Source organism: Cupriavidus sp. GW821-FHT02F09 (assembly GCF_059421605.1).
Genome location: NZ_JBWKVH010000064.1, coordinates 20,639 through 34,413 on the forward strand (window position 1 = coordinate 20,639; position 13,775 = coordinate 34,413).

Consider the following 13,775-nt stretch of genomic DNA (forward strand, 5'->3'; position numbering starts at 1 on the left):
CAAATTATTACTGCGCCCACATGAGGACGAGGATTATCCTCGTTTTGTCCCAAAACCGGAGACAACTCATCATGAATCCTAAGCACGGTTTCCCGCGCCCCCTTCGGCTTCTCGCGCTAAGCAGCGCGCTCGCCCTTGCCGCCTGCGGCGGCGGTGGCGGTGGCGGTGGCGGTGGCGATGGATCGTCCAGCAGCGGTTCAGGCACCCTAAGCGTGTCCATGACCGACGCGCCTTCCTGCGGCTTTGACCATGTCTTTGTCACAGTGGACAAGGTGCGCGTCCACACCGATCCCAACGCCGACGTGAATGGCACTGGCTGGGCCGACGTGACTGTCAGCCCGGCGCGATCGATCGATTTGCTGTCACTCACCAACGGTGTGCTCACGACACTCGGCCAGACCCCGTTGCCAGCCGGCACATACCAGCAGATCCGCTTGGTGTTGGTCCCCAACGGCGCCGGCGCCCCGGCCAATTCCGTGGTTCCCACCGGCGGTAGCGAGCAAGCCCTCGATACGCCCAGCGCAGTCCAGACCGGCATCAAGATCATCCGGCCTTTCACGGTGGCGCCCAATACCCTGACTGACCTGATCCTGGACTTCGATGCCTGCAAGTCGATTGTCGCGCGCGGCAATGGCACTTTTGGTCTGAAGCCTGTGGTGACTGCCCTGCCGACCGTGGTGAGCGGTGCGATCACGGGTGTGCTGAGCAGCGCACCCGGCGCCCAGGTCTATGCCGAGCGCAATGGCATAGTCGTTAAGGCGACCGTGGCTGACGCCAACGGCAACTTCACCCTCTCGCCGATTGAGCAGAGCAGCACCGCCGGCAATGTCGACGTGGTGATCGTGCCGACCTCGACAAACGGCCGCGGCACCGGCATCGTGCGCAGCGTGCCGGTGGTGGCGGGTGGCAGCACCGCTGTCGCGACCGCTGCGGCACCCATCAACCTTCCGACCTCCGTGTTCCGCACCGCTTCCGGGACGGTCACCCCTGCCAGTGCGCAAGCGACGCTCCGCGCCCTGCAACTCACGGGAGGCGGCACCTTCGAGATTGCCGCGACGGCAGCCGCCTCCGACACCGGCGCCTACAGCCTGTTCCCGAGCCAGCCGGCCCTGCCGGCGGCCGCCCCGGTAGTCGGGACCTACCAGACCACGCTGCCGATTCCGCTGGCGGCGGATGCCGGCGCCGCAGGCAAATATAGTATCCAGGCTACCAGCGCGGCTGGGACGGTCAGCACGCAGCAGGTCAACGTGACCCTATCGAATGTGACCCAGAACTTTGCATTCTGATGCCCAGGGTGCCGGTAATCTACGGCACCCTGAATCCATAAGAGAAGAAAAATGAGAATTGCATTCGCCATCGCTTTGATCGCCACGCTCGCGAGTGGCTGTACCGTTTACACGCCAGGTGTGGCCGTGGTGACGCCCGCCGCCGTGGTCGCTGATCCAGGCCCAGGCCCGGGCTTCTGCCCGCCCGGGCAGGCAAAGAAAGGACGCTGCTGATCGCGATCGCGTCAAGCCGTTCCCGCAGAACATAGGAGGAGAGAATCTCATGTACAAGACCCGTTTGCTTTGCCTGATCGCGACCGCAGTCCTGGCAGCCACCTCGGTGGCTGCCCATGCCCAGCGTGGTGGTGGCGGCATGGGCGGTGGTGCCGCCACCGGGACCCGGGGCGATTTCGGCGGCCGGTCGGACACTCACATCAGCAATCAGGGGCTGCGAAACACCAACGGCCCTGACGCGGCAGACCGAGACAAAGGACGGGCGCGTGCCGGAGATCGTGCCGAAATGCGCTCGGGTCCCCACCACAGCAAGGCCCATTCGCACCGCAGCAAGCATTAGTCATCCTGACCCCGTGCAATGTACCTGCTGTCCGCCGACGCAGTGGATGCAGTTGTCCGGGGACTAGCGCTAGCGGCTCCGAGGTTGGCTGTGCAACAGGCACTGCGCAGCCAACCTTCCAAGGACACGGATCCCCTCGAGATCTTTTCGTGCAGGTACGCCGCACGAGATGCGTGCAGCCTTCAGCACCTATTTCAACAGCATCGGCGGCAACATCGACGTCATCGAGCATTGCCTGGCGCACGTTCCAGCCAATGCTGTCCGGGCGGCCTACAACCGCCATGCCTACCAAGACGAGAGGCGTGTCATGCTGCAGCAGTGGGCGGATCACCTCGATCAATTACGCCGGGAGAGTGCTTCCGCAGAAAGCTCGACCGCCATAGCCGCAGACGTAGCGGCCTGCATGGAGGATACGGGTGCGTCAACGGCGCGGACATGTCGTAGCCAGTCGAAATCGACAGGGCAAGCCGAGGCTACGATCTGATCGCGGAGCAGCATCCTCCGTACTTCTGTTGACGCCCATGTCGGGAAGCCACCGCGACGGACGACGGGAGGTTTTCACTAGGTCCATCAATTTCAGCGTTTGCTGAAATTCACCGTGCAGGTGAAATACGGACATCAGGCGGTGCGCTGGAGCGATTTGCGCCCACTCCATCATCAACAAGCCCTGAAACCTGACGCCACACCTGCGTGCTTCGTCAGGCCAGCCTTGGCGATCTCGTCGGGTTCGGCCCAGCGCGCCGAGCCATTGGTGGTCACGCGCTTGGCCAGGCGTGCACTCCACACTGCCATCGCGATGGCCGCGCCGGTCGCCAGCATCCCGCTCGACGCCGCAATGATCCCTTCGCGCTCGAAGACTCGGGGCGCATACGCATCAGAGCTTCCAGGGCTCGTAGACCGGCATGCCGGAAACATCGAACCAGGCGGGGCCGAGCCTTTATTGATATCCCAACGCGTGTGCCGTCCAGGGCGACGCCGGGCACAACAAAGATCTGTCCGAACAGGATGCCGGTCGCTGCCGTCGGCATAGGGGCCACCTCCTTGGCGTATGGGTTCCAGCGCGCAGGTGCCACCGCGGCACGCAGGCGTCAAGTCTGGAATCGAACCGCCGCGGGGACACCCGTTGGGGCGTGGCGCGGTGCCAGCGGGATGTCGGGAGCGATGGCCTGCCGCTTGGCAAGGCATGTGGCCAGGTTCGGCTGCACCAGACTGTCGTCCACACCGATGCGCAGCGGTTCGCGGTGCAAGGCATGGGTTTCGCGGACGACGCACTTGGTGCGTTCCAGGCGGATGAAAAGCTTGCGCGCCTGGTCCAGCAGCTTGACCCCGGCGGGCGTGAGTTGCAGCCTGCGGGGTGCTCGAACGAACAGCGTCACGCCGAGCCGCTCCCTCCAGGTCGCGGATAGTGCGCGACAGCGGGGCCTGGTCGATGTGGATGCGCTCGGCCGCGCGGCGGAAATTGAGCTCTTCGGCGACGGCGATGAAGTAGCGCAAGTGGCGAAGTTCTGCTCGACGCCGGTACATGCTACCGGAGGCTTACTGCGACAAAACCTGCGCTTTCGCCACAGGGAGTCGATCCTTCAGCGAATGCAGCAACCACAGGCTGATCGCGCTGAACGCCGCGACGACAAGGAAGCCGGCGCGCGAATCTTGCGTCGCCGCGTCGGCGAACGCCTTGATTTGCGGCGATACGAAGCCGCCGAGGTTGCCGATTGACACGATGAACGCGATCCCGCTCGCGGCACCGGTGCCGCCAAGGTAGCGGGTCGGCAGTGCCCAAAACACCGGCTGGCATGCGACGAGTCCAGGAATCGCGATACAGAATGCGATCAGTGTCAGCGCCGGCGTGTCGATCATCGACAGCGATGCGAACGCTGCAATGCCGGCCGCCAGCATCGCGGTCGCGACGGTCAGATGGTTGCGGCGACGATCGGCGAAGCGGGTCGCGACGAACATCGCCGCGATCGTGCACAGCCACGGAATCATCAGCAAAAGGCCAATCCGGCCGTTCATCTGGCTGCCCATCGTCGCTGCAAACTTCGACGGCAGATAGAATGCGAGCGGCGCATTGCCGATTTGGATGAAGAAGTATGTGGCGATAAATGTCAACACGCGACGGTCCTTAAGCACGCCGAACACGGCCCGCGTCAGATGTTTCGGCTTCGTCTGCTCTTCAGCGTCGAGTATTTCGACAAGTGCATGCATTTCGGCGCCATCGAGCCAGCGAGCATCCTTCGGGCGGTTCGGCAGATAGAAGAATGCGACCACACCGACGACGACCGACATCAGCCCTTCGACGAGATACATCCATTGCCAGTTGCGAAAGCCGAACATGTCGTGCATCTGCAGCAGGAAGCCGGATAGCGGATTGCCGATCAGCATCGCGACGGGCACGCCGAAATAGAAAAGGCCAAGCGCGCGGGTGCGCTGCTTCTCCGGGAACCAGTAGGTCAGATACAGGATGATCCCCGGGAAGAAACCTGCCTCGGCGGCGCCGAGCAGGAAGCGGGTCACGTAGAACTGCGTCGGCGTATGCGCGGCCAACATCGCGGCTGACACGATCCCCCACGTGACCATGATCCGGCTCATCCACAGCCGCGCGCCAATCCGACTCAGGATCAGATTGCTCGGAACTTCGAAGATCGCATAGCCGACGAAGAAAATGCCGGCGCCAAACGCAAACGCCGCATCGGACAGCCCAGTATCTGCCTGATACGCGACCTTCGCGAAGCCGACGTTCGCACGGTCGATGAATGCCAACGCATACATCAGTGCGAGAAACGGCAGCAGCCTGACGGCAGCCTTCCTGACCGCGCGATCGAGCGGTGTCTTTGTGTGCAGCGTCTGTGAGTCCATCATTGTCTCCAATCCTGTCTTGTTGTCTTGTCTTGTCGTGTGGCCAGACGTCGCGGCAACCGCGCTCAGCGACGCCACTCGAGACCGTTCTGGGGTGCCTGCGACACGAACAGGTCAACGTGCGATTGCGCGAATCGGCTCGTGTCAAGCTGGATGATCGGATTCGTCATCTCAGCACTCGATGATCGCCTTGATCACATGCGCTTCCGGCTTCAACAGCGTCGCGAATTGCGCCGGTACGTCGTCAAGCACGAGGCGGTGCGTGTTCAGCGCATCGGTAGGGATCCGGCCTGCTCTCATCGCGGCGACCACCGTGTCGAAATCGGCTGACGTCGCGTTGCGGCTCGCGATCAGCGTCATCTCTCGCTTGTTGAATTCCGGATCGGAGAATGAGATCCGGTCGAGCACGACCGACACAAGCACATAGCGGCCCCCGTGTGCGACGAAATCGAAACCGCGCTCCATCGCCTTTGGATTGCCGGTGGCATCGAACACCGCGTCGAAGAATTCGTTGCCGGTATATTCGGCAAGAGTGGCCACGTCGCCGTCGCCGAGCGCGACCGCTGCGTCGACGCCAAGCCGAGACACGCAGAAATTTAGCCGATCTGCCCGCCCTTCAAGCACTGTCACGTGCGCGCCGCGCAGCTTTGCGAAGATCATCACCGCCATTCCGATCGGCCCCGCACCGACGACGAGCACCCGTTCGCGTTCGCCTATTGCGGCGCGCGCGACCGCGTGCGCGCCGATCGCCAGAAATTCGATCATCGCGGCCTGATCGAGCGTTACGCCGTCCGCGCGATAGACGAAGTCCTTTGGCACCGTGAGGTATTCGCACAAGCCGCCGTCCGCGTGCACGCCGAGCACGCGAATGTTCGTGCAGCAGTTCGGCTTCTGCTGCCGGCACGCGATGCAGTGACCGCATGCGAGGTAAGGCATCACATAGACCTTATCGCCTTCCGCGAGCCCACTGCCGGCCGGAGCATCAGCGACGACGCCCGAGAGTTCGTGACCGATCACGCGCGGATAGCTGAGGTACGGCTGGTTACCTGTGTAGATGTGCAGATCGGTGCCGCATACGCCGACCCGGCGGATCCGCAGCAAAACTTCGTCCGGTCCAGCCACAGGCCGGGGCCTAATTTCCAGCACGAGTTCGCCGGGCTGCGTGCAAACGACTGTTTTCATGGATTCTCACTGAAAGGCATTCGTGGCCCTAATCGGTTCGAACCGGGCCATCGATGTTGACTAGACGAAATCGTGGGACGTGTCCAGGTCCGGATAAGCTCCGGCGTCTATCTCGCGTCATCCGCGGAATATATGGCCTGATCGAGACGTGCAAACTCAACGGGATGAACCCACGAGCCTACGTCGAGTAAGTCCTGAACCATAGCGTTGACCACCCACCAACCATCACCAACCATATCGACGAACCGCTACCCTTAGATGTCGCCGCGAAGCGGCCACGGCAACCCAGACTGAGGGCCTCCAGCACTGACTGATAGTTGGTGGAGTCATGCATCATGAGCGCCTCGCATCGCGAACGGCCCTCATGATCCGGCTACGGTTTAGCGGATGAATTGCTTGACATAGTCTTCGCCGAGATCGACCTCCCTAAAGTGCTTTTTGCACATTTCAATCTTCGTGAATACGTCTTCGCAACCGTTTCCCTTGCCCCAGGGGTCGGTGTAATACATGACTCCGTTCACCTGGAAAAAGGTAATCATCTCCTCGACGTCCGGCGGCACATAGAGGGTGTGAGTCTCACCAGGCGGCTCGAATACGTAGCTGCCTTCGGTTGCTTCCCAGTCGTGCTCGAGATATTTCCAACGGCCCTTGAGAACGAGCCCGTGAACAGCCTGCGGATGACGATGGCGACTCACCACGCCTGACTTGCGCACGCGCAGCAAATTCATCCAGTAGCCTTGGCTCGCATTCAGGCACAGTGGCCTGAACCACACGTTCTCGGCTTGAGGCACCCACAGTCTCTCGTCGGTTGGAATTGCGTTAGGAGTGACTATTTCGAGCGGTGCCTCCACAGGGTTGGGGTATTGATACGGCATCAGCGGATGCGCATCATTTTGTTCGGTCGGCATAGTTAAAGTCTCCAATATGGACAAATTGTTTATGTTGTGGACAAAATGTGGCCTTGAGGGCGTTTTGCCGCACGCTCAGGAAGCGGTGGTCCAACGGCCGTACTTGGCCACCTGCTTGTCGTCAAAGGCGAAGCCGAGGCCTGGCGTTTGATGCAGCACGACGTGCCCCTCTTTTTGTTCTAATTGGCGGTCGATAAGCCGGCGGAAATTCAGCACCTGGTCGTCCCAGAAGAACTCGACGTAGCGCGCATTGGGTGTGGCCGCCACCAATGGCGCATGTACGTCGTGAAACCAGTGAGGGCAAACCTGGATGCCGTAGCCTGCAGACAGCGCGGCAATGCGTTTCCACTCAGTGATGCCCCCGCACACAGCTGCATCCGTCTGCAGGATTGCGGCGCCACCCATATCTAGCAGTTGCTTGTGATACCAACGGCCGTAGCCGATCTCGGCGGTGGCCACCGGGATGCGTGTGAGTCGCGCCAGGCGCGCGTGGCTCTCGATATCATCGGGGCCGAAAGGCTCTTCGATAAAGTAAGGGTCGTACTGTTCGATGCGGCTGAGATACTGCATAGCCTGGACCGTATCGACCCAACCATTGTTGCAGTCCAGCATCAGTTCCACGTCGGGGCCGATGGCCTCGCGTGCGGCCTTCACGCGCGACTCTTCGCCGTGTGGCGACCAGCGGCCGGTCTTCATTTTCACGGCATTGAATCCCTGGGCCACGTAGCTGGCCATTTCTTCGCCGAGCATCTCGGCTGTCTTGCCCTCTACGTAGTAACCGCCGCTCGCGTACGCCGCCACGGTATCGGTTTCCACGGCACCGAGGTATTTGTGCAACGGCAGACCGGTGTTCTTGGCGTTCAGGTCCCATAAGGCAATGTCGATGGCGCTCAGGGCTCGCATCACGGTACCCATACGGCCCTGCAGCAAGGCCTCCTGGTACATGTCTTTCCACAGGCCTTCCACGGCCAACGAATCGCGGCCGAGCACCACGGGCGCCAGCAGTTGTTCCACCGCGATCCTGAATATTTCGCCTGCAGCGCTTCCCACGTAGCAGAAACCGATGCCTTCGATGCCGTCCGCGCTGCGGACCTTGACCAAACCATAGTGTCGGTCGGTGACGGTGCGGTTGGAGAATGAAGTCACCTTGTCCAGCGGCACGCGGGCTGCACAGACTTCAATGGATTGGATGATCGGCACGGCAAGCCCCCTTTAGACTCTGGTTGGTTGTGAACTCGATAGAGACTTTGCGCTCAATTGAACATCTCAAAAAGCTGTCTTTTATCTCTTTAGAAGACGTAAAATATGCGGTTATGGATATGCGCTTCCTCCAAACCTTCGTTGCCGTCGTCGAATCGGGCTCGATTGCCGGGGCGGCGCGCCGGCTGGACTTGGCCCCAACCACCGTGGCGCAACAGCTCCGCGCGTTGGAGCACGATATTGGTTCGAAGCTGGTCACTCGCGCGGGCCGCACCGTCAAGCCCACGGTAGCGGGTGCCCGTATCCTGGACCGGGCGCGTGACCTGCTATGTGACGTTCGCGACTTGCGCTCGGCGGCATCCGATACCGGCCTTCCGGCCGGGCCGCTTCGCTTGGGCGCGACGCCAACGGCGTTAATGGGGATGCTGCCGCCACTTCTGCGGCGCTGGATGCGGGCACATCCGGACATCCCGATTTATATCGAACCCGGCACCTCAGCCACGTTGTTGGCCCGCGTGATGTCAGGGGACCTAGATGCCGCCATCGTCGTACACCCGGCCTTCGACCTGCCCAAAACCTGCGCGTGGCACTTGTTGCGCGAGGAACCGCTGATTCTCCTCACGCACAGCAGCCTACCCGCGGAAGACCCTCTTGCTATCGTTGCGCGCGAGCCCTTCATCCGCTATGACCGAAGTGTGGTAGGGGGAAAGATGGCCGACGAGTACCTGCGCGCGCGCAGCGTGCGGCCGAAAGTGCATTTCGAATTGGACGGCATCGAGCACATCGCCAGACTGGTGGCGGAGGGTTTCGGTGTTTCCGTTCTTCCGGATTGGCCCGTAATCGGGCCGCCTGATCCGCAGCTCCGGCGTTGGCGGCTGCCATTGCCATGCCCGGCGCGACACGTCGGGATGACATGGCTGCGCACCTCAGTTCGTTCTCAATTGGCGGAGGAACTTGTACTGATAGCCCGTAGTGAGCGGTGATAATGACCTTTCCCCTCTGAAGTATCCCACTGTAAAGTTAGTGGCAAAGCTGCAGAAGAATCGCTGTCATGAAGAAGTCGCGGTTCAGTGAAGAGCATCGGCATGTTGAAGGAAGTCGAAGCCGGAATGACGGTGGCGGACGCTAATCCGCCGGTCTCGTGGCCACCGCCCAAGCACGCATTTCCCACCGCTCGACTTGACGAGGGCGCGTGCCGATGCGCGATGCCATGGACCGATTGGCTTCAAAAGCGGACACCGAAGCCACACAGACTCAAGCGCCAGATGAGCGCATCAAATGCTCGGGCAGTCGGAGGGCAGTACTGCGGGCTGCAACAAGATGTGTGTATGCCGCAGCCAGTGCGTGCTGGCCGCCCGCCGGCGCGCGGCGCCGCGCGCATCCATTAGGTCCCGTTCGCTGGCGCAGGACTGGAAGAAGCACTTGATCTGCCCATACAGCGTGGTGCGGCCAGCACCGCTTGTAGCGCCAGCGCGATCGGCCTTGGCCCACCGCGCCCTCTTGCGCCGGTCGGACGCGTAACGTCATCCCACCCGAAAATGCTCCGCCGACTGCCCCGCGTTGATGACCCGCTGCAGCCAGGCCGGCATGGCGCCGCGGCCATCCCAGCCCTGCCCCTGCGCGTTGCGACAGCCCGCCACCACAGGCAACCGCGCCGGCGGCCCGGCAAAGCAACCGGCGGCCTGGGGGTCGGCCAAGCTCAGGCCGTCCTGGGCCATCTAGACACGGACCCACACACGATGGCCGCGGCGCGCTCGATCTCGAGAAACATAGGTGTAAGGCTTTGGGTCCATGGTCGCGCTGAACAGCCCTGCGACGACAAGCTACGCGAGCACATCCGCGAACTGGAGCGGTGGCAGGAAATCGTCCGCGCGAGCTCACCAAGACGCGACGTGATCGAGCAACCCGACGCCGCAATCGCAAAGGGGAAGTGAAGAAGCGTAACGTCCTGATCCTCGCATACCTATGCGCTGCGGCAACCGGCATCATCTTATGGGCCGGCAACGCTCTGGCTGCCGCCATGGCGATGGCATCCGGAATCAACTACGGTTTGGGGGCACATAGCGATGATTGTATGCGCCAAGGCTCTGACTGGCACCGACGCAGTGAATGAGGCAATCGTGGAACATTGCGAGGTACATGACATCCCGCTCAATCACCTGGCCGCCGCGCCCGGCCGACGCCCACGTCGCGGATCTGGAAGCCTATGACACAGCAAAGGACCTCGCCATGCTGATGGGCTACGACAACCTATCCGATGTACTACTTGATCTGCGTAAGCGCCGCGACGCCAAAGCGCTGACTGAAGAGCCACGGGCCATGGGCGCGAATTGGTGCATGAGTGTCGAACAGAATGGCCATGCCATCGTGACGATCAGCGATCAAGCCTTGTCCGGCGATCCGAAACACCTGGGTGCCGAGATCGGCTTCATCTCGATCCTGCACACCGGGGGGCAGAACTTGCAGCATCATCCGCACGTCCATTGTGTGGTGCCGGGCGGTGACCTTGCTACGACGGCGAGCGCTGGATCGCCTGTCACCTTGGTTTTTTCCTGCCCGTGCGAGTGCTCTCGCGCCTGTTCCGGCGACTGTTCCTCGAGCAGTTGCGCCACGCCTTCGACGCAGGCGCACTGCAGTTCTACGGCCCGCTCGAACCGCTCAGCGATACCCAAGCCTTCGCCGCCTGGCTCGCACCCGTCGCAGGGCCCAAGTGGGTCGTCTACGCGAAGCCTCCTTTCGGCAGGGCCAGGTAGGTACTCGACTATATGGGCCGCTATACCCCACCGGGTCGCGATCTCCAACCACGGGCTAGCCGCCTTTGACGGTGACGAAGTCAGCTTCCGATGGAAAGACTACAAACAGGCCGTCTGCATCGAAACCATTCTGCCCGGCACACTGCCACGTCCACCACCCTGCACTCATCCCGTTCACTGATCCACATCGGCATGATCACTTACCACGTTTCCATTCACTCCTGCAGGCAACGCGCTCGAGCTTGTGCCACCAAATCTCTCCCGCGTGCAAAGGTATCCGGAAGCAGCCCAATTCATCCTGACATGTCGTGCCCCCCATCGCACGATAGCCATCGTCACTCCATCGCAGTCCAGTGCCCGGCTTATGCGTGTGGAGCGCGCCGGATTACCGCAGCGACGATTCGCCGCCCATAGACGCACCCGCCTGCGAAGCGGTTCGGCATAAACGGTCTTTTGATGACCGGTCGCGGGCTGACCTCGCCGGGTCCCGCTCACACGCCTGCGGCCGCGACCGCTAAGCAAAAAACCCTCTGTTCTATGTAAATCTCTGCATAGCAACCCATTCCGCACGGTCACGCCTTCCGAAAGCGGTCACTCACGAGTGCATTTCGACTATGAACATGCGCGCTTGCTGGGCTTTCCGACGTTCGGCCTTGATCGGCGCATACCTTTCGGAATTGTAAAAGGCTAGCGCTTGGGCGAGGGTCGGAAACTCAAACACGCCGGCCATCGGCAGCGGCACCTCGTCCCCTTCTAGAATCTGCGCAACGGGACCGAAATGTAGAATCCGCCCGCCCGCCTCTTTTAGCGCCGCCTGAAAGCGCGGCGCGAGCGCGGCCTGCTTGGCAGAGTCGATGACGCGTAGATTGACGTGTACGTATGCCGGCATTGTGCCTCCTCTTAATAATGCATATACATTATTATGCTAAGATGGGGGTTGTCAAGGAGGTAGACGTGAACGGTTTTGATCCAGAATCTTTGAAGGACGTCGCAGCAGCGTGTCCGGGCTTCCAGGCTCGTGCAACGGCGCGTGCACTCACGCGATATTACAATGCCTGCTTCAAGCCGCTCGGGCTGACGGCCGAGCAATTCAGCCTCTTGGTGGGAATCGGTGCGGCCGAGGGGGCGACGCTCGTCGATCTTGCGGATGAGGCCGGGGTCGATCCGACTACCCTCAGCCGAAATGTTCAGAATCTGGAGAGCCGAGATTTGGTCCGCGCTGAAGGCGGACGTGGCCGCGCTGGAAAGCGGCTAGCTCTGACGACATCAGGGCGTCGACTCGTGGTCGATGCGTTCCCGGTGTGGAATTGGGCCAAGGCGGAACTCGCCCGTCGCATGGGCGACGAAGAACTTCGTTCGGCAAGGCAGGCAATGGCGGAACTGGCTGAGGCCGCAGAATCCTCATGTACATAAAATGACATTTGCGGGACGAGGCTCGAGATACCCTCAGAAAGGCTAGTCAACGAGAATTCGCGTACGGCGACCCTGGATTGTGCACTGTGTTGGCATCGTTTTTTGTCCAAAATAGACGCCACCAACGACCACAATGGAGAAGATTCGCGCGTTACGGCTATGACCGCTCGTGGCCCGATTCCGGTCTATGGACGGCTGTCTGGGACAGGCTATATCGCGACATACCTGTTCACGGGGCCACCGTTTCGCATGCAGGCCTTCACCGGGACGGTTGCAACAGGGATTTTTAATTAGATAAGCCCTGGCTCGGGTGCCAGGCGGTAAGTCCCGGCTGCGCGAACCGCTATGCGGCCGACTGGTCCAAACGCTACGGGCGGGATTTCGCGCAGCGTACCCGCACTGCGCCGGCAACCTGGGGCAGCCGGCGCGCTGGAATGCGCAGCACGAGGGCTTCTTCGCTGCCCACGGCCACCGCCGGCGCGTCTTCTGCGCGAGCCTGGCCGACGTCTTCGACAATGCGGTGCCGCCTTCTTGGCGCGTCGAACTCCTGCAACCGATCGCAGACACTCAAAACCTGAATTGGCTGTTGCAGACCAAGCGGATCGGCAACACACATGGGATGCTAGATGAAGCCATCGGCGAGTTGTCGCATGGGCTCACTACATGGGCAGCCGAATCCACTTGCGCAACTGGTTCGTATTGATACCGACTTGAGAGCCATCCCGGCTACCCATACCCCAGGCCGCAGACACGCCTCGACCAGTTTGCGCTTGTCCCTTCGATCAAAGTCCCGCTTTCCGTTGGAGCGAATACGGATCACCCTCAGCGGCGGAACGTCAAACTCGGCTTCTATCATGATAGCGTCCGCAAATAGTGGTTGCGGATGCAAGCCTGCCCACTCTCAGCCGCAAATACTAGGTGGGGGTCAATTTCGCGCTTACAGAACACCGACGTGGCGACCGCGGCCTCTCCAACAGGCACCCTCGACCTCTTCTCAGAGCTGAGCCTCTAGGAAATGCGTGAGATACCGGCCAGCAGGGGGAACTGGGTCGACTGCCGTCTCGCATTACCGTCTGCGCAGCGATTCTCGAGCATCCCCGATCCGCCTTCTCGCTCGGCGCGAAATATCCCAATAACGCACACAAAACTAAATGGACGCAGATATGCCGATTGGCGGGCCTATGGCCGGCTAGGCCATGTGTGGCGCAACTAATATTTGCACTACGTTGTGAGTTTCCCGTTGATAACGCCCAGACGATCCGCCCGCGGGCGGCGACGGATCGTCTGCCCTTCTTGCCCTCACCGAGCACGGGTATCCCTCGATGGCGGAACTGATGCTTCTCTAGCGCCTCGTAATCCGACGTGTCTGCGATGGCAGCTCGCCGAACGCATCGCGATACACCTTGGCGAACAGGCCAAGGTGCCTGAACCCCCAACGCATGGCGACATCTGCAACCGACGCAGGATCGCTGTGCAGGAGTTCATTGCGCACACCCTCCAGTCGAACACGCTTCAAGTACGCCATTGGCGTGGTGTTCTTGAAGGTGGCGAATCCCACTTGCAGTGCGCGCACGCTGACGCCAACCGCCTTGGCAATCTCCTCTACCGTAACGCTATCCCGCGC

At 61.4% G+C, this 13,775-nt stretch carries 15 protein-coding genes and 2 pseudogenes; 7 read left to right on the forward strand and 10 right to left on the reverse strand.

Going from position 1 to position 13,775, the window contains the following annotated elements; genetic code table 11:
* Positions 1 to 71 precede the first annotated feature (71 nt).
* From AC07XB_RS36440 to AC07XB_RS36450, 3 genes are all read left to right on the forward strand, one after another.
* Positions 72 to 1,286, forward strand: coding sequence for a DUF4382 domain-containing protein (locus tag AC07XB_RS36440; protein ID WP_492832557.1), 1,215 nt, complete (start codon positions 72 to 74; stop codon positions 1,284 to 1,286).
* 262 nt (positions 1,287 to 1,548) lie between these two features.
* Positions 1,549 to 1,839, forward strand: coding sequence for a hypothetical protein (locus AC07XB_RS36445; protein WP_492832556.1), 291 nt, complete (start codon positions 1,549 to 1,551; stop codon positions 1,837 to 1,839).
* 169 nt (positions 1,840 to 2,008) lie between these two features.
* Positions 2,009 to 2,323 (forward strand): hypothetical protein, encoded by a 315-nt coding sequence (locus AC07XB_RS36450; RefSeq protein WP_492832554.1) that lies wholly within the window; start codon positions 2,009 to 2,011, stop codon positions 2,321 to 2,323.
* Between the two features lie 173 nt (positions 2,324 to 2,496).
* Here the strand turns inward: AC07XB_RS36450 and AC07XB_RS36455 are convergent, their stop codons facing one another.
* The 6 genes and pseudogenes from AC07XB_RS36455 to AC07XB_RS36480 form a co-directional block, all read right to left on the reverse strand.
* Entirely contained in the window at positions 2,497 to 2,658 is a 162-nt protein-coding gene (locus tag AC07XB_RS36455) for a hypothetical protein (RefSeq protein WP_493688143.1), read from the reverse strand.
* A gap of 496 nt (positions 2,659 to 3,154) precedes the next feature.
* Positions 3,155 to 3,363, reverse strand: a pseudogene (locus AC07XB_RS36460) (LysR family transcriptional regulator); the annotation flags it as partial.
* Positions 3,364 to 3,375: 12 nt separating this feature from the next.
* The gene (locus AC07XB_RS36465) at positions 3,376 to 4,698 is read right to left on the reverse strand and encodes an MFS transporter (RefSeq protein WP_492832550.1); all 1,323 of its coding nucleotides are present in this window, start codon (positions 4,696 to 4,698) and stop codon (positions 3,376 to 3,378) included.
* A 168-nt stretch (positions 4,699 to 4,866) separates the two neighbouring features.
* On the reverse strand, positions 4,867 to 5,877 hold the full coding sequence (locus tag AC07XB_RS36470) for a zinc-binding alcohol dehydrogenase family protein (RefSeq protein ID WP_492832548.1): 1,011 nt from the start codon (positions 5,875 to 5,877) through the stop codon (positions 4,867 to 4,869).
* Positions 5,878 to 6,257: 380 nt separating this feature from the next.
* Entirely contained in the window at positions 6,258 to 6,785 is a 528-nt protein-coding gene (locus AC07XB_RS36475; protein WP_492832546.1) for a 2,4'-dihydroxyacetophenone dioxygenase family protein, read from the reverse strand.
* A gap of 75 nt (positions 6,786 to 6,860) precedes the next feature.
* Entirely contained in the window at positions 6,861 to 7,985 is a 1,125-nt protein-coding gene (locus AC07XB_RS36480; RefSeq protein WP_492832544.1) for a mandelate racemase/muconate lactonizing enzyme family protein, read from the reverse strand.
* A 113-nt stretch (positions 7,986 to 8,098) separates the two neighbouring features.
* Here AC07XB_RS36480 and AC07XB_RS36485 point away from each other — a divergent pair, with 113 nt between their 5' ends.
* On the forward strand, positions 8,099 to 8,968 hold the full coding sequence (locus AC07XB_RS36485) for a LysR family transcriptional regulator (protein WP_492832589.1): 870 nt from the start codon (positions 8,099 to 8,101) through the stop codon (positions 8,966 to 8,968).
* 540 nt (positions 8,969 to 9,508) lie between these two features.
* Here the strand turns inward: AC07XB_RS36485 and AC07XB_RS36490 are convergent.
* Both AC07XB_RS36490 and AC07XB_RS36495 read right to left on the reverse strand, forming a co-directional pair.
* A complete protein-coding gene (locus AC07XB_RS36490; RefSeq protein WP_492832542.1) occupies positions 9,509 to 9,682 on the reverse strand; it encodes an H-NS family nucleoid-associated regulatory protein in 174 nt (57 codons plus the stop codon).
* A 565-nt stretch (positions 9,683 to 10,247) separates the two neighbouring features.
* Complete coding sequence (locus AC07XB_RS36495; RefSeq protein ID WP_492832591.1) at positions 10,248 to 10,457, reverse strand: hypothetical protein; 210 nt, start codon at positions 10,455 to 10,457, stop codon at positions 10,248 to 10,250.
* Between AC07XB_RS36495 and AC07XB_RS36500 the strand changes: the two are divergent.
* A pseudogene (locus AC07XB_RS36500) lies at positions 10,374 to 10,844 on the forward strand (IS91 family transposase); the annotation flags it as partial. The gene AC07XB_RS36495 and the pseudogene AC07XB_RS36500 sit on opposite strands and share 84 nt — an antisense overlap.
* A 489-nt stretch (positions 10,845 to 11,333) precedes the next feature.
* Here AC07XB_RS36500 and AC07XB_RS36505 read toward each other — a convergent pair.
* Positions 11,334 to 11,627: a DUF1330 domain-containing protein gene (locus AC07XB_RS36505; RefSeq protein WP_492832540.1), complete on the reverse strand. Its 294-nt coding sequence runs from the start codon at positions 11,625 to 11,627 to the stop codon at positions 11,334 to 11,336.
* 65 nt (positions 11,628 to 11,692) lie between these two features.
* Here AC07XB_RS36505 and AC07XB_RS36510 point away from each other — a divergent pair, with 65 nt between their 5' ends.
* Both AC07XB_RS36510 and AC07XB_RS36515 read left to right on the forward strand, forming a co-directional pair.
* A complete protein-coding gene (locus tag AC07XB_RS36510) occupies positions 11,693 to 12,151 on the forward strand; it encodes a MarR family winged helix-turn-helix transcriptional regulator (protein ID WP_492832538.1) in 459 nt (152 codons plus the stop codon).
* 310 nt (positions 12,152 to 12,461) lie between these two features.
* Positions 12,462 to 12,854: a DUF5131 family protein gene (locus tag AC07XB_RS36515; RefSeq protein ID WP_492832536.1), complete on the forward strand. Its 393-nt coding sequence runs from the start codon at positions 12,462 to 12,464 to the stop codon at positions 12,852 to 12,854.
* A 639-nt stretch (positions 12,855 to 13,493) separates the two neighbouring features.
* On the opposite strand, the gene AC07XB_RS36520 is transcribed toward AC07XB_RS36515, so the two are convergent.
* Positions 13,494 to 13,775, reverse strand: a 282-nt coding sequence (locus AC07XB_RS36520) for a helix-turn-helix transcriptional regulator (protein ID WP_492832534.1), incomplete at its 5' end; no start/stop codon positions are given.

What these genes read in the sequence shown, in the direction of transcription:
- AC07XB_RS36440 (WP_492832557.1), top strand. Translation starts at nt 72, where the DNA reads ATGAATCCTAAGCACGGTTTCCCGCGCCCCCTTCGGCTTCTCGCGCTA.
- AC07XB_RS36445 (WP_492832556.1), top strand. Translation starts at nt 1,549, where the DNA reads ATGTACAAGACCCGTTTGCTTTGCCTGATCGCGACCGCAGTCCTGGCA.
- AC07XB_RS36450 (WP_492832554.1), top strand. Translation starts at nt 2,009, where the DNA reads ATGCGTGCAGCCTTCAGCACCTATTTCAACAGCATCGGCGGCAACATC.
- AC07XB_RS36455 (WP_493688143.1), bottom strand. Translation starts at nt 2,658, where the DNA reads ATGCTGGCGACCGGCGCGGCCATCGCGATGGCAGTGTGGAGTGCACGC.
- AC07XB_RS36465 (WP_492832550.1), bottom strand. Translation starts at nt 4,698, where the DNA reads ATGATGGACTCACAGACGCTGCACACAAAGACACCGCTCGATCGCGCG.
- AC07XB_RS36470 (WP_492832548.1), bottom strand. Translation starts at nt 5,877, where the DNA reads ATGAAAACAGTCGTTTGCACGCAGCCCGGCGAACTCGTGCTGGAAATT.
- AC07XB_RS36475 (WP_492832546.1), bottom strand. Translation starts at nt 6,785, where the DNA reads ATGCCGACCGAACAAAATGATGCGCATCCGCTGATGCCGTATCAATAC.
- AC07XB_RS36485 (WP_492832589.1), top strand. Translation starts at nt 8,099, where the DNA reads ATGGATATGCGCTTCCTCCAAACCTTCGTTGCCGTCGTCGAATCGGGC.
- AC07XB_RS36495 (WP_492832591.1), bottom strand. Translation starts at nt 10,457, where the DNA reads ATGATGCTGCAAGTTCTGCCCCCCGGTGTGCAGGATCGAGATGAAGCC.
- AC07XB_RS36505 (WP_492832540.1), bottom strand. Translation starts at nt 11,627, where the DNA reads ATGCCGGCATACGTACACGTCAATCTACGCGTCATCGACTCTGCCAAG.